Below are 15,667 nucleotides of genomic sequence, written 5' to 3'. Positions count from 1 at the left end.
TGAACATACTGACATTCAAAATGCCGCTAAATGCCGTTCTGATAAGGGTACTTTGTTACATATTTTTGGTAAAATCGCTACCGCTTTGTGCATTTACATCTTTTTCAACTCTTGATTCGCATTAGTAATAAATTCCATTTGACATGAGCAAAAAATATAATGCTGCCCTTATTTTTATATTTATTACTCTATTGATTGACGTCATAGGGATTGGAATTATTTTGCCGGTTGTTCCTCGACTTATTCAAGATTTGACAGGTGAAGGAATCTCAAATGCTGCTCTTTACGGAGGTTGGCTTATGTTTGTTTATTCTATCATGCAGTTTATTTTTTCGCCTATTTTAGGGGGATTAAGTGATCAGTATGGGCGTCGTCCTATCTTGCTAGGTTCTTTGTTGGGTTTTGGATTAGACTATCTTTTTTGTGCATTTTCGACTAATATAGGATGGCTATTTTTGGCTCGTATAATTGCAGGGATTTTTGGGGCTAGTTTTACTACTGCGGGAGCCTATATCGCTGATGTGAGTTCTCCCGAAAAACGAGCTCAAAATTTTGGACTTATTGGAGCAGCCTTTGGCCTAGGCTTTATTCTAGGGCCTATGATAGGAGGATTGTTGGGCCAATATGGTCCCCATGTTCCTTTTTTTGTATCAGCAGGGCTGAGTTTGCTTAATTGTGTGTATGGTTATTTTGTATTACCAGAATCTTTATCAAAAGAAAATAGGCGTCCTTTTGATTGGAAGCGAGCCAATCCGGTGGGAGCCTTGCGCCATTTGAAAAAATACCCTATTATTTTTGGTTTAGTTATTCCTCTTGTACTTATTTATATAGCCGGCTATGCTACTCAAAGTACTTGGACTTATTTTACTATGAAAAAATTTGGTTGGGACGAAAAGTGGGTAGGATATTCGTTGGCTTTTATTGGGTTGATGGCCGCTATTGTACAAGGGGGCCTCACCCGTGTTATTATACCTAAATTAGGGAATAAAGCCTCAATATACTGGGGATTAGGAGGTTATTCTGTTAGTTTTATTTTGTATGCTTTTGCCACAGAAAGTTGGATGATGTTTGTCATTACGATTCTGGCTTCTTTGGGGGGGATTGCAACTCCTGCCTTGCAGGCAATTATGTCTAACCAGGTTCCTCCTAATGAGCAAGGAGAGTTAAGAGGAGCGCTTACAAGTCTTATGAGTTTGACGGCCATTGGGGGGCCTCTTTTAATGACTTCCTTGTTTGCGTATTTTACTTCATCTAATGCACCCTTTATATTTTCAGGTGCTCCTTTCATGATGGGCGGCATTTTAACGATTATCAGTTGGGTATTGATAAAACAAATTTTAAGTTCTGAATGAAAATATTCTCAAACTCTTGCAGTTAACAAAACTGTTTTATACTTTTGCAGTCCGATTTCAGAAGGGAACCTTTACACGGGCATAGTTTAAAGGTAGAACTACGGTCTCCAAAACCGTCGGTCTGGGTTCGAGTCCTGGTGCCCGTGCTATTTTTTTTGCGCAAAATGAACTCATTCGTAGACTTTATAAAAGCCTCTTGGGACGAAGTAAGACACAACGTCACTTGGCCCAAACTAAATGACCTTCAATCAAGTACAACACTTGTGTTAGTAGGCTCGCTAATTTTTGCAGCTGTAGTCGGTCTAATAGACTTCGTTTTTGAAAACGCACTTAGTTTTCTTTATCAGTCATTCTAGGGCATTGGTCCTGAGTAATCCAAAAGTTGAGCAGATATGAGCAACCTGAATTGGTACGTGATCCGGGCCGTGTCTGGACAAGAGAAGAAGATTAAGTCCTATCTCGAAAATGAAATAACAAGACAAGGGCTTCAAGAATCTATTCCAGAAATATTAATTCCAACGGAAAAAATCGTCGAAATGCGAAACGGGAAGAAACGCATTCGCGAGAAGAACTTTTTTCCAGGCTATATTATTGTTTCGGCAGATTTGGCCCGAGGTGAGGCTTATCACTTAATTACAACTATGCCTGGTGTACTAGGCTTCTTAGGGAATACAAGTGGTAATTCAAAAATCCCTGTTCCTTTAAGGCAATCAGAAATCAACCGTATTTTAGGTAAAGTAGAAGATGCCGTTGAAGAAGTTGAGGCACCAAAAATAAGCTTTATGAAAGGTGAAAGCGTCAAAATTATTGACGGTCCTTTTAGTGGTTTTATGGGTACCGTAGAAGAAATATTCGATGACAAGAAGAAGCTCAATGTCGTCGTGAAAATATTCGGGCGAAGCACGCCCGTGGAGCTGAGTTACGCACAAGTCGAAAAAGAAAGCTGATTTATCAGAATGTTGCCGGGAGTACGAGACAAAATGCTTCCGTTTTGTCTGTCAGCCGTACGTCAGAACCGGTAACGCCAACTTAAACGTTTTAAAACGATGGCGAAAGAAGTAGCAGGTTACGTCAAACTGCAAGTGAAAGGTGGTCAAGCCAATCCTTCTCCCCCAATCGGGCCAGCTCTTGGTTCGAAAGGTCTGAACATCATGGAGTTCTGCAAACAATTCAATGGTCGTACGCAGGACAAAATGGGGATGGTATTGCCAGTAGTAATTACCTATTACAAAGACAAATCATTCGAGTTTGTCATCAAAACTCCACCAGCACCTATTATGCTTTTGGAGGCCGCAAAAGTAAAACTCGGCTCGGCAGAGCCTAACCGTAAGAAAGTAGGGTCGGTTAACTGGGATCAAGTGAAAACTATCGCTGAAACCAAAATGCCAGACTTAAACTGCTTTACCTTGGATGCTGCCATGAAGATGATTGCTGGTACGGCGCGTAGTATGGGTATTACAGTTACAGGTAAAGCCCCTTGGGAAAACTAATCACGAAGCGGACGTAAAGACATTTTGAACAATGGCAAAATTGACTAAAAAAAGAAAAGAGGCTTTAGCGAAATACGATGCGAAACAAGAGTATTCGTTCGAAAAAGCAGCAGAAATTCTAAAGAGCATCTCTTATACTAAGTTTGACGCTTCGGTAGATATTGATGTTCGTTTGGGTGTGGACCCCCGCAAAGCAGACCAAATGGTGCGCGGCGTGGTGGCCTTACCACACGGTACAGGACGTGAAGTACGGGTATTGGTACTTTGCTCACCTGATAAAGAGGCAGAAGCTAAAGAAGCAGGTGCTGATTATGTAGGACTAGATGAGTACGTACAGAAAATAGAGCAAGGATGGACTGATGTAGACGTAATCATTACTATGCCTACCGTAATGGCAAAAATTGGTAAGTTGGGTAAAATCCTCGGTCCACGTGGTTTGATGCCTAACCCCAAATCAGGAACTGTGACTTTGGAAGTTGGCAAAGCTGTAAAAGAGGTAAAAGCTGGTAAAATCGATTTCAAAGTCGATAAGTTTGGTATTATCCATGCTAGTATTGGCCGTGTATCTTTTGGCTCTGACAAAATTGCCCAAAATGCCCAAGAACTCATAGCTACATTGATGAAGCTTAAACCTTCTTCGGCTAAAGGTACTTACGTAAAAAGTGTACACCTCTCAAGTACAATGAGCCCAGGTGTTGTTATTGATAAAAGCACGATTGCAGGAATATAATTATGACACGCGAAGAAAAAGCCGTTATCATAGAGGAACTCAGCGACAAGTTCAAAGCGGTTCCTTACTTCTACATTGTAGATGCAGCAGGCATGACTGTAGAAGAAACAAACAACCTACGCCGCAAGTGTTTTAACCAAGGTGTAGAATATCGCGTTGTTAAAAACACGCTGATTGCAAAGGCACTTGAAACTTTAGATACAGATTACGAATCTTTCAACGATAGCGTATTGAAAGGCTTTTCGGGTATCATGTTTCACCCAGAGTCAGGCAAAGTAGCTGCTAAATTGATCAAAGAATTTCGTAAAGAATCAGGCAATGACAAATTGAAGCTTAAAGGTGCTTCGGTTGAATATAGCCTCTTCATTGGCGAAAATCAATTGGATACGCTTTTGACCCTGAAGTCAAGACAAGAATTAATTGGGGAAATCGTTGGCTTATTGCAATCTCCTGCCAAAAATGTCGTGTCGGCATTGCAAAGCGGAGGTGGTAAATTGGCTGGTATCCTTAAAACCCTTTCAGAACGCGAAGGGTAATTTAATTACACAATTTGAAAATTTGACAGACACTTTATTGAATCTTTCAAATCTTCAAATTACCAAATTTTCAAAATCAAAAAAACTCGTAACAAATTTTAACATTACAATAAAATGGCAGATTTGAAAGCATTCGCAGAACAGCTTGTTAATCTTACAGTAAAAGAAGTAAATGAACTTGCTGCAATTTTGAAAGATGAGTATGGTATTGAGCCTGCAGCTGCAGCTCCTGTAATGGTAGCTTCAGCAGGTGGTGGTGATGCCGCTCCAGTTGTAGAAGAAAAAACAGCTTTTGATGTAATCTTGAAATCAGGCGGTGCTGCTAAATTGCAAGTTGTTAAACTTGTGAAAGATTTGACAGGCCTTGGCTTGAAAGAAGCTAAAGAATTGGTAGACGGCGCTCCGAAACCTTTGAAAGAAGGTGTTGCTAAAGACGAAGCAGAAGCTTTGAAAAAGCAATTGGAAGAAGCTGGTGCTGAAGTAGAAATTAAGTAATCTACTTACGGTAAGTATCGCTTTATTCTTCTGGAATAGGCCTGATATAGCATCAGGTCTATTCCTATTTTAGTGTTAGGAGATACAATGGCTGCTTCAGTACAGTTACTCCTTCATTACTCACTTCCATAAAAGAGTTTAGTCTGAAACACTTCGCTACTCGTAGGAGCGATGCAGAGGGATAAAAACTCAGTAAAACTACGAGGCAAGCTAAGTTTTTTGTAAACTAATTATTGAATTTTAGCGTTACACTTTATTAGACTAACGCTTGGTCCAAATCCCCCCAAAAACTTATAAAGCCTTGGTAACCAAACAAACTCCACGTAAAAATTTCGCCCGGATTAAGCCAGTAATTGATTATCCGGACTTCCTAGATGTACAAGTTCGTTCATATCGAGAATTCGTTGACCTTGACACGGCAGCCGAAGATCGTCACAAAGAAGGACTTTACAAAGTATTCCAGGAAAACTTTCCAATCTCAGACTCTCGCGAAAACTTCGTCCTCGAATTTGTGGACTATGCACTTGATCCCCCCAAATACTCTGTGGATGAGTGTATCGCGCGTGGACTTACCTATTCGGTGCCTTTGAAGGCTAAATTACGCCTAAAATGTAATGACGCCGACAATGAAGACTTCGAAACAATCGAACAAGAAGTTTTCTTGGGAGCGATTCCTTACATGACCGAAAAAGGTTCTTTTGTTATTAATGGTGCAGAAAGGGTAATTGTCTCACAATTGCACCGTTCACCAGGGGTGTTTTTCTCAATGAGTAAGCACACAAACGGAACCAAACTTTATTCGGCACGTATCATCCCATTCAAAGGTTCTTGGATTGAATTCTCTACGGACGTCAACAATGTGATGTATGCTTACATCGATCGTAAGAAAAAATTCCCCGTAACAACCTTATTAAGAGCAATCGGTTTTGGCTCAGATAAAGAGATTCTCGATCTGTTTGAGCTATCAGAAGAAATCCCGGCTACACAAGCTAGCTTAAAGAAAGCCGTAGGACGCCGCCTAGCTGCGCGGGTTTTGCGTACTTGGACCGAGGATTTCGTTGATGAAGATACCGGTGAGGTAGTTTCTATCAGCCGTAATGAAGTATTACTAGAACGTGATTCTATCGTTTCTGCTGATGATTTGGATGTGATTTTAGATTCGGGGCAAAAATCAATCATTTTGCACCGCGAAGATATGAATGTAGCGGATTATAATATTATCTATAATACGTTGCAAAAAGATAGCTCAAACTCTGAAAAAGAAGCGGTTGAGCAAATTTACCGTCAATTACGTAACGCCGAAGCACCCGATGAGCAAACCGCTCGTGAAGTGATTCAAAGTTTATTCTTCTCGGATAAACGTTATGACTTAGGAGATGTAGGTCGTTATCGTGTTAATAAAAAATTACAATTAGAAATTTCAATGGATACCAAAGTCTTGACAACGCAAGACATTGTGTCGATTGTAAAATATCTGATTGGTCTTATCAATGCCAAAGCGGTAGTCGATGATATCGACCACTTGTCAAACCGTCGTGTACGTACCGTCGGTGAGCAATTGTGGGCGCAATTTGGTGTAGGTTTGGCGCGTATGTCTCGTACTATCAAAGAGCGTATGAACGTGCGTGACAACGAAGACTTCAAACCTATTGATTTGATTAATGCCCGTACATTGTCGTCGGTGATTAATTCTTTCTTTGGCACCAATCAGCTTTCGCAGTTTATGGACCAAACCAACCCACTTGCCGAAATTACGCACAAACGTCGTATGTCGGCATTAGGGCCTGGAGGTTTGAGCCGCGAAAGAGCAGGTTTTGAGGTACGTGACGTTCACTATACGCACTACGGGCGTCTCTGTACTATCGAAACACCAGAAGGTCCCAACATCGGTCTAATTTCGTCTTTGTGTGTATATGCCAAAACCAACAGTATGGGCTTCATCGAAACGCCTTATCGTGTGATTGACAACGGTAAGCTAACCGATGAACTTGTATACCTTACTGCTGAAGAAGAAGACTCGCGATATATCGCTCAGGCCAATGCCTCAGTGGATGATGACGGAAACTTCTTGGTAGAGAAAATTAAGACTCGTTTTGAAGGTGACTTCCCAATGGTGGATCCTTCGCAAGCCTCTTTAATGGATATTGCGGCCAATCAGATTGTATCTGTAGCGGCTTCTATGATTCCATTCTTAGAGCACGATGATGCTAACCGTGCTTTGATGGGTTCAAACATGCAACGTCAAGCTGTACCTCTTCTTCGTCCTCAGGCTCCTATTGTGGGAACTGGTCTAGAAGGAAGGGTCGCGCGTGATTCACGTGCTTTGGTAGTTGCTGAAGGAAACGGTGTAATTGAGTTTGTAGATGCTACCAAAATTGTGGTTCGTTATGAACGTACTTATGAGCAACGTTTGGTAAGTTTTGATAGTGATATCGTTACCTACAACCTAGTTAAATTCCGCCGTACCAACCAAGATACCTGTATCAACTTGAAACCAATGGTATTGAAAGGCCAAAAGGTGAGCAAAGGTGATATATTAAGTGAAGGATATGCAACAGAAGGAGGTGAATTGGCGCTTGGCCGTAACCTACTCGTGGCATTCATGCCTTGGCAAGGTTATAACTTTGAGGATGCTATCGTAATCTCAGAAAGAGTAGTTCGTGATGATATTTTTACCTCTATTCACATTGAAGAATTTGATTTAGAGGTACGTGATACCAAACGTGGTGAGGAAGAATTGACGGCAGAAATTCCTAACGTAAGCGAGGAAGCTGTGAAAAACCTCGACGAAAATGGTATTGTAAGAATCGGAACAGAAGTAAAAGAAGGAGATATCTTGATTGGTAAAATCACCCCTAAAGGTGAGTCTGATCCTACTCCTGAAGAAAAACTTTTGAGAGCTATCTTTGGTGACAAAGCGGGTGATGTAAAAGATGCTTCGCGTAAAGCACCACCATCAATGAAAGGGGTAGTGGTAGATACCAAACTTTTCTCTCGTCCGGGTCGTGATGAACGTGTGAAACAGAAGGATGAGCTGAAAGTTTTGATGAAAAATTACAGCCGCGACTTGAATAAAATCCGTGAAGTAATCATTGATAAAATGGTGGAACTTCTTGACGGAAAAACTTCTGCGGGTGTAAAACATAAGTTCGGTGAAGACATCATGAGCAAAGGCGTGAAGTTTAGCCGTGTAAATATCATCAATAACATATTCCCTGACAAAAACCCCTACCGCGACGAAGGCGGATATGTGGTGCCTGAAGAAGTAAACTTGTTGGGTGATTTGATTATTGAAGGTTGGACAGACGACTCAACGACTAATAAGTTGCTTTTTGAGATGGTCAAAAACTATCAAAAACGTCGCAACGAAATTACGGGTCGCTTCAAACGTGAGCGCTTTACCCTAGAAGTGGGAGATGAACTTCCTGCGGGTATCGTAAAACTTGCCAAAGTATACATTGCTAAAAAGCGTAAGCTTAAAGTGGGTGATAAAATGGCAGGTCGCCACGGTAACAAAGGGGTAGTTGCCAAAATTGTTCGTGACGAGGATATGCCATTCTTGGCTGATGGAACACCAATGGACATCGTTTTGAACCCACTTGGGGTACCTTCAAGGATGAACATTGGTCAGATTTATGAGACCATTTTAGCATGGGCTGGACGCAAATTAGGTCGTAAGTACGCGACGCCAATTTTTGACGGTGCTACCGAAGAACAAGTAGTATCTGAGCTAAACGAAGCGGGTATTCCTTCCTTTGGTCGCACCCCTCTTTATGACGGCCAATCTGGAGATAAGTTTGACCAAAACGTAACGGTGGGTATCATGTACATGCTGAAACTTGGGCACTTAGTGGATGATAAAATGCACGCCCGCTCGATTGGACCATACTCACTTATCACTCAGCAACCTTTGGGTGGTAAAGCCCAATTTGGAGGTCAGCGTTTTGGAGAAATGGAAGTGTGGGCACTCGAAGCTTTTGGTGCATCTCACATTCTTCAAGAGATTTTGACCGTGAAATCGGATGATGTAATCGGACGTGCAAAAGCATACGAAGCTATTGTGAAAGGCGAAAATCTTCCAAAACCAAACATTCCCGAATCATTCAATGTATTGATTCATGAGTTGCGTGGTTTGGCACTCGAAATCACAATGGATTAACACCATTTATTTGTTTGGATGCATAGTGCACCACACTTTGTATTCAAACAAATAAATATTTAAACTCAAAAAAGAAACTTTCACAAAAATCATATCCGAAAATGTCATTCAAGAAAAACAAGAAAATCAATAGTGACTTTTCACGGATTACCATCAGCTTGGCTTCACCAGAGTCCATTTTGGAAAGCTCATATGGTGAGGTAACCCAGCCTGAAACGATTAACTATCGTACTTACAAACCCGAAATGGGCGGGCTTTTTTGCGAGCGCATCTTTGGGCCAGTAAAAGACTGGGAATGCCACTGTGGTAAATACAAACGTATTCGTTATAAAGGGATTATTTGCGACCGTTGCGGTGTAGAAGTAACGGAGAAAAAAGTTCGCCGCGAACGAATGGGGCACATTGAGCTTGTCGTACCAGTAGCTCACATTTGGTATTTTCGTAGCTTGCCCAACAAAATTGGGTACTTGCTAGGTCTTTCTACCAAAAAATTGGATCAAATAATTTATTATGAGCGCTATGTAGTAGTGCAGCCAGGTATTAAAGCCGAAGATGGGGTCAATAAAATGGACTTCTTGACGGAAGATGAGTACTTGGATATTGTTGATAAATTGCCAAGAGAAAACCAATTGTTGCCCGACACTGATCCTAGCAAATTCATCGCCAAAATGGGTGCTGAAGGACTAGAATTGTTGTTGTCGCGTACTCAATTGGACGAATTGTCATACGAACTTCGCCACGCTGCAGCTACCGATACTTCTCAGCAACGTAAGGCAGAAGCCTTAAAACGTCTTAAAGTAGTAGAGGCTCTTCGTGATGCAAATACTCGTATCGAAAACCGTCCAGAATGGATGGTGATTCGGATGGTGCCTGTTATTCCACCAGAGTTGCGCCCATTGGTGCCTTTGGACGGGGGTCGTTTTGCGACTTCCGACTTGAATGATTTATATCGTCGCGTAATCATCCGTAACAATCGTTTGAAGCGTTTGATCGAAATCAAAGCGCCTGAGGTGATTTTGCGGAATGAAAAACGGATGCTTCAAGAGGCAGTAGATTCTCTTTTTGACAATAGCCGTAAAGTAAACGCCGTGCGTTCGGAAGGTAACCGTGCTTTGAAATCTCTTTCAGATATGCTGAAAGGAAAGCAAGGACGTTTCCGTCAAAACTTGCTCGGTAAGCGTGTTGACTACTCTGGTCGTTCGGTAATTGTGGTAGGTCCAGAACTCAAATTGCATGAGTGTGGTCTTCCAAAAGACATGGCGGCTGAGTTATTCAAACCGTTTATTATTCGTAAACTCATCGAGAGGGGAATTGTTAAAACAGTAAAATCTGCGAAAAAAATCGTAGACCGTAAGGACCCTGTCGTTTGGGATATCTTGGAAAACGTGTTGAAAGGACACCCTGTGTTGCTCAACCGTGCTCCAACACTTCACCGTTTAGGTATTCAGGCCTTCCAACCTAAATTGATTGAAGGTAAAGCGATTCAGTTGCACCCACTTGTATGTACCGCCTTCAACGCTGACTTTGACGGTGACCAAATGGCGGTTCACGTACCACTAGGGCAAGAGGCGGTGTTGGAAGCATCTATGTTGATGCTTTCGTCACACAACATCCTAAACCCTGCCAACGGTGCACCTATTACCGTACCTTCTCAAGACATGGTGTTGGGGCTTTACTATGTGACCAAAGGTCGCAAGTCTACCCCTGAAATTCCTATCATTGGTGAAGGACGTATTTTCTATGGTGCTGATGAAGTAATCATTGCTATCAACGAAGGTAAACTTTCAAAGCATGCTCATATCAAATGCCGTGTAACTGTTCGTAACGAAGACGGTACTTTGGAGAAAAAAATAATTGATACCGTAGCAGGTCGTATTTTGTTTAATCAGTGTGTACCTGAGTCGGTAGGATATATCAATGAGTTGTTGACAAAGAAAAAACTTCAACAAATCATTGGACATGTCTTCAAAATCGCTGGAAACGCTCGTTGTGCTCAATTCTTGGATGATATCAAACACTTAGGATTCCAAACAGCTTTCAAAGGTGGATTGTCAATCGGATTGGGTGATATCAAAATCCCGGATGAAAAATGGCAGTTGATTGATTCGGCCAAAACGGAAGTACAAGGTGTGATGGACAACTTTATGATGGGTCTTATCACTGAAAACGAACGTTATAACCAAATCATCGACGTTTGGACTCGTACTAACACCAAACTTGCCAATACATTGTTGGCTCAGCTAGAGTCAGACCAACAAGGCTTCAACTCGGTGTATATGATGATGCACTCTGGAGCACGTGGTTCGCGCGAGCAGGTTCGTCAGTTGGGTGGAATGAGGGGCTTGATGGCAAAACCTCAGAAAAACCTAGCGGGTGGTGTCGGAGAAATCATCGAAAACCCAATTTTGTCAAACTTTAAAGAAGGTCTTGACGTATTGGAGTACTTCATCTCTACACACGGTGCTCGTAAAGGTCTCGCTGATACGGCCTTGAAAACGGCTGATGCGGGTTACTTGACCCGTCGTTTGCATGATGTAGCTCAAGACGTTGTGGTGAATGAAGAAGATTGCGGAACCTTAAGAGGAATCGAAATTTCGGCTTTGAAAGACAACGAAGATATTGTAGAGCCATTGTCGGAGCGTATTTTGGGCCGTGTGACGGTTCATGATATTTTAGATCCGCTTTCTGGCGAGCTTATCATCGCTTCGGGTAGCGAAATTACCGAAGAAATCGCTGCACGTATTGATGAGACTAGCATCGAAACGGTGGAAATTCGTTCGGTATTGACTTGCGAAACTCGCAATGGTGTTTGCTCGAAATGTTATGGACGTAACTTGGCTACGGGTCGTTTGGCAGAAAATGGCGAAGCTGTTGGGGTAATTGCCTCGCAGTCAATCGGAGAGCCTGGTACCCAGCTTACCCTTCGTACTTTCCACGTCGGTGGGGTGGCACAAAACATCGCCCAAGAAGCTTCTATCAAGACCAAGTTTGATGGTAAGGTAGAATTTGAAGATATGCGTACCGTAGAGTCAACCGACAACGAAGGTAATCCTGTAACAATCGTCATGGGACGTTCGGGTGAAATTCGTATCGTGAGTGAAGTAAACGGACAAGTTCTTATCGCTAACAACGTACCTTATGGAGCTAGCTTGCTAGTGAAAGAAGGCGAAAAAGTAACCAAAGGCCAAGAACTTTGTAACTGGGATCCTTATAACGCCGTCATCTTGTCGGAGTTTAATGGTAGCATTGAGTATGAGTCAATCGAGGAAGGTATCACTTTCCGTGAAGAAATAGACGAACAGTCGGGTTTCCAAGAAATGGTGATTATCGAGACACGTGACCGTACCAAAAACCCAGGTATCTTAGTGAAAGGTAAGAGCCCGCTTTTGACGGATGTTGAAGAAAAAATCTACAACTTACCCGTAGGTGCTCGCTTAGTTATCAAGGATGGTGCCACTATCAAAGCTGGACAAGCTTTGGCCAAAATTCCGCGTACTTTAGGTAAAACTCGTGATATTACGGGTGGTTTGCCTCGTGTAACGGAATTGTTTGAAGCTCGTAACCCATCTAACCCTGCGGTAGTATCAGAAATCGACGGAGTGGTTATCTATGGTATTGTGAAACGTGGTAACCGTGAAATCAACATCGAATCTAAAGACGGTACTCGCAAAAAATACTTGGTGCCATTGTCAAAACACATTTTGGTGCAAGATGGGGACTACGTAAAAGCAGGTGAGCCACTTTCAGATGGTGCTATCACCCCAAGTGATATCCTTTCTATCAAAGGGCCAACCGCCGTGCAAGAGTATCTTGTAAACGAAATCCAAGAGGTATATCGCCTACAAGGGGTAAAAATCAACGATAAGCATATTGAGTGTATCGTACGCCAAATGATGCAAAAAGTTGAAATTATGGATCCAGGTGATACCAATTTCTTGGAAATGCAGGCCGTTGACAAATGGACTTTCCGTGAAGAAAACGACCGCGTACTTGATATGAAAGTAGTAGAAGATGCGGGTGATTCTGAAACACTCAAGCCTGGTATGTTGATTTCGGCGCGTCGTTTGCGTGACGAAAACTCTACCCTCAAGCGTCGTGACCAACGTCTCGTGGTAGCACGTGATGCTAAACCAGCCGTTGCTCAACCTACTTTGATGGGTATCACTCAGGCGTCTTTAGGTACAGAGAGCTTTATCTCCGCCGCGTCGTTCCAAGAAACAACCAAAGTTTTGAGCGAAGCAGCCGTACGTGGAAAACGAGATACCCTCGATGGTCTGAAAGAAAACGTAATTGTAGGTCACTTGATCCCGGCAGGTACAGGTGCTCGTCGTTATCAGAAGCTTATTATCGGTTCAAAAGAAGAACTCGAAACTGTAAGCGAATCTCGCGAACGTGGCAATTCTCGTCGGAGCAAACGTGAACTTACAAACTAGTAGGTTTCCAAATGAGTATCATACCAAACGCCCTGGCATTTGTCAGGGCGTTTTTGTTAAGGTTGAGTCCATACTTTTTTTTGAATACTACCGTTTTTTACTTTCTTTGTTTACAAACTTTTTATCCTTCAAGTATGAAAAAAAACATTCTTTCGCTTTCCTTCGTCTTTCTCACGTTTTTTTTATCCTACTTACATGCCCAAGAAAATAACTATAATCTTCTACCTTTTCCTGCTCAGTTTAATGGTGGAGAAGGGCAGTTTGTATTAAATGCCCAAACTAAAATAGTCCTAACGGCCAAAGATGCTTTGCTCAAACCCGTAGTTTTAAGCTTTTCTAATACGCTCAAAACTGCCTCAAGTTTGCCGTTAACCTTAGCAACGGCCGCTCCAGCGACTGCCAAAAATGTTGTTTTGGTAAGACTAAATAAAGCCCTAGGATTAGGCACTGAAGGTTATAAGTTATTGGTAAGTCAAGACCGCGTTATTTTAGAGGCTGCTACACCACAGGGGGCTTTTTATGGTATTCAGACGCTCTTGCAATTACTTCCAGTCGAGGTTTTTAGTCCTACTCCCGTTGCCAATGTGGCTTGGACGGTTCCGGTATGTCAGATTCAAGATAGACCCCGCTTCAGCCATAGAGGATTGATGTTGGATGTAGGGCGTCATTTTATGCCGGTTTCGTTTATCAAAAAGTATATTGATTTATTGGCACTTCACAAAATGAACGTGTTTCATTGGCACCTTACTGAAGATCAAGGATGGCGTATTGAAATCAAAAAATACCCCAAACTTACTCAAATCGGGTCCAAAAGAAAGGAGACCTTGGTGGGGCACTATTCTGAAAACTATCCGCAAAAGTTTGACGGAAAAGAGCACGGCGGGTTTTATACACAGGCCGAAATCAAAGATATCGTAAAGTATGCTCAGTCCAAATACGTAACAATCATCCCCGAAATCGAAATGCCGGGCCATTCATCGGCTGCCTTGGCGGCCTATCCTGAGCTGGGTTGCGAACCATCAAAAGGCTATGAAGTAGCTACTAAGTGGGGCGTAATGAAAGATGTCTACTGTCCTAATGAGAAAACTTTTACTTTTTTACAGGATGTTTTGACGGAAGTTTTTGCGCTGTTCCCAAGCAAGTACATCCATATCGGGGGAGACGAATGTCCTAAAGATGCTTGGAAGCAAAGTGAATTTTGTCAGGATTTAATCAAAAAATTAAAACTAAAAGACGAACACGAGCTTCAGAGTTATTTTATCAAGCGTATCGAAAAGTTTGTGAATTCCAAAGGGCGAGCCATTATTGGCTGGGACGAAATTTTGGAAGGTGGAGTGGCTCCTAACGCAACTGTGATGAGTTGGAGAGGTACTAAAGGAGGAATTGAGGCAGCGAAACAAAAACACAATGTCATTATGACTCCCAATACGTATTGCTATCTGGATTATTATCAAGCCAATCCCGCCAATGAACCTCTAGCAATAGGAGGATATTTGCCCTTAGAAAAAGTATATGAATACAATCCTACGGCAGAGCTTTCGGCTGACGAACAAAAATACATTTTGGGGATTCAAGGAAATGTATGGACAGAATATATGCCTACGCCAGCCCAAGTAGAATACATGACTTTTCCAAGAGCTTCTGCCATTGCCGAGATAGCTTGGGGACCCTCTGGACCCAAAAACTTTGAGGATTTTTCGACTCGTTTGAAGACTCATTTGAAACGTATGGATTATCAAAAAGTCAATTATTCGAAAAGAATATTGGATATACGGGCTGTTACTCAATTCAACAATCAAGGGCAATTGCAAGTACGTTTAGAGAAGCTTGACTCCGACAGTAAGATATACTATACTACTGATGGAAAAGCCCCCACCACGAGTTCTACTGAGTATTTAATGCCCATTACACTTGATAAAATCACCACAGTCAAAGCAATCACGACCGCAGGGGCTAAATTTGAAGAGAAGTTTTTTATTCATCGTGCCAAAGGCAAGTCCTATACCTATGCCAATCCTCCCGCTGAGGGAGTGGATACGGATAAGAAAAAACTTACCGACGGGCAGGTGGCTCAAAGTCCTCGAAACAATAGCGAATGGGTGCGTATCAACGGTAAAGATTTTGAAATCACATTAGATTTAGGCGAGGTTCGGCCTGTCACAAAGGTCTCTACAAATTTCTTGAAGATTATAATGAATAATGTCTTCCCTCCTAACTCGGTCGAAATTGGACTTTCGAGAGATGGAGAAAATTTTAAAGAAGCGATTGTACAACCTGTTAAATATCAATTAGAAGGCCCGTGGGACATTTTGCCTGTGGTGGCAGACTTCAAGACTGCAAGGGCGAGATATGTGCGTATACGCGCTAAAAACGCTGGCCCTGCCCCTGAAGGGCATCCATCCGCCGGGCGTCCTACTACGATAGCTATGGACGAAGTGGTAGTAGATTAAGGTTTGCTATACAGAAATCAAA

The 15,667-nt window shown here is 42.2% G+C and carries 10 protein-coding genes and 1 tRNA gene; all 11 read left to right on the top strand.

Annotated features, from left to right (window positions below; all coding sequences use genetic code 11):
- Positions 1-143 precede the first annotated feature (143 nt).
- The 11 genes from P1X15_RS30220 (at position 144) to P1X15_RS30170 (ending at position 15,645) form a co-directional block, all read left to right on the top strand.
- Positions 144-1,352 carry a TCR/Tet family MFS transporter gene (locus P1X15_RS30220; protein ID WP_277341859.1) on the top strand — a complete coding sequence of 403 codons (1,209 nt, stop codon included), beginning with the start codon at positions 144-146 and terminating at the stop codon, positions 1,350-1,352.
- A gap of 75 nt (positions 1,353-1,427) precedes the next feature.
- Positions 1,428-1,498, top strand: a tRNA-Trp gene (locus tag P1X15_RS30215).
- A gap of 18 nt (positions 1,499-1,516) precedes the next feature.
- Positions 1,517-1,708 (top strand): preprotein translocase subunit SecE, encoded by a 192-nt coding sequence (secE, locus tag P1X15_RS30210; RefSeq protein ID WP_277341858.1) that lies wholly within the window; start codon positions 1,517-1,519, stop codon positions 1,706-1,708.
- 36 nt (positions 1,709-1,744) lie between these two features.
- Positions 1,745-2,299 carry a transcription termination/antitermination protein NusG gene (gene nusG / locus P1X15_RS30205; RefSeq protein WP_277341857.1) on the top strand — a complete coding sequence of 185 codons (555 nt, stop codon included), beginning with the start codon at positions 1,745-1,747 and terminating at the stop codon, positions 2,297-2,299.
- A 99-nt stretch (positions 2,300-2,398) separates the two neighbouring features.
- A complete protein-coding gene (gene rplK, locus P1X15_RS30200; RefSeq protein ID WP_277341856.1) occupies positions 2,399-2,842 on the top strand; it encodes a 50S ribosomal protein L11 in 444 nt (147 codons plus the stop codon).
- A gap of 31 nt (positions 2,843-2,873) precedes the next feature.
- The gene (gene rplA / locus P1X15_RS30195) at positions 2,874-3,572 is read left to right on the top strand and encodes a 50S ribosomal protein L1 (RefSeq protein WP_028664233.1); all 699 of its coding nucleotides are present in this window, start codon (positions 2,874-2,876) and stop codon (positions 3,570-3,572) included.
- A 2-nt stretch (positions 3,573-3,574) separates the two neighbouring features.
- Positions 3,575-4,108, top strand: coding sequence for a 50S ribosomal protein L10 (gene rplJ / locus P1X15_RS30190; RefSeq protein ID WP_028664232.1), 534 nt, complete (start codon positions 3,575-3,577; stop codon positions 4,106-4,108).
- A gap of 114 nt (positions 4,109-4,222) precedes the next feature.
- Positions 4,223-4,603, top strand: coding sequence for a 50S ribosomal protein L7/L12 (rplL, locus tag P1X15_RS30185; RefSeq protein WP_028664231.1), 381 nt, complete (start codon positions 4,223-4,225; stop codon positions 4,601-4,603).
- A gap of 301 nt (positions 4,604-4,904) precedes the next feature.
- Entirely contained in the window at positions 4,905-8,762 is a 3,858-nt protein-coding gene (rpoB, locus tag P1X15_RS30180; protein WP_277341855.1) for a DNA-directed RNA polymerase subunit beta, read from the top strand.
- Positions 8,763-8,863: 101 nt separating this feature from the next.
- Positions 8,864-13,195, top strand: coding sequence for a DNA-directed RNA polymerase subunit beta' (gene rpoC, locus P1X15_RS30175; protein WP_277341854.1), 4,332 nt, complete (start codon positions 8,864-8,866; stop codon positions 13,193-13,195).
- 134 nt (positions 13,196-13,329) lie between these two features.
- On the top strand, positions 13,330-15,645 hold the full coding sequence (locus P1X15_RS30170) for a family 20 glycosylhydrolase (RefSeq protein WP_277341853.1): 2,316 nt from the start codon (positions 13,330-13,332) through the stop codon (positions 15,643-15,645).
- Positions 15,646-15,667: the final 22 nt, after the last annotated feature.

The sequence above is a fragment of the Runella sp. MFBS21 genome, assembly GCF_029433105.1.
Classification (GTDB): domain Bacteria; phylum Bacteroidota; class Bacteroidia; order Cytophagales; family Spirosomataceae; genus Runella.
This window is presented reverse-complemented; position numbering and strand designations above follow the sequence as displayed.

Coding starts and splice junctions, on each gene's coding strand:
- P1X15_RS30220 (WP_277341859.1), top strand. CDS start 144: ATGAGCAAAAAATATAATGCTGCCCTTATTTTTATATTTATTACTCTA.
- secE (WP_277341858.1), top strand. CDS start 1,517: ATGAACTCATTCGTAGACTTTATAAAAGCCTCTTGGGACGAAGTAAGA.
- nusG (WP_277341857.1), top strand. CDS start 1,745: ATGAGCAACCTGAATTGGTACGTGATCCGGGCCGTGTCTGGACAAGAG.
- rplK (WP_277341856.1), top strand. CDS start 2,399: ATGGCGAAAGAAGTAGCAGGTTACGTCAAACTGCAAGTGAAAGGTGGT.
- rplA (WP_028664233.1), top strand. CDS start 2,874: ATGGCAAAATTGACTAAAAAAAGAAAAGAGGCTTTAGCGAAATACGAT.
- rplJ (WP_028664232.1), top strand. CDS start 3,575: ATGACACGCGAAGAAAAAGCCGTTATCATAGAGGAACTCAGCGACAAG.
- rplL (WP_028664231.1), top strand. CDS start 4,223: ATGGCAGATTTGAAAGCATTCGCAGAACAGCTTGTTAATCTTACAGTA.
- rpoC (WP_277341854.1), top strand. CDS start 8,864: ATGTCATTCAAGAAAAACAAGAAAATCAATAGTGACTTTTCACGGATT.
- P1X15_RS30170 (WP_277341853.1), top strand. CDS start 13,330: ATGAAAAAAAACATTCTTTCGCTTTCCTTCGTCTTTCTCACGTTTTTT.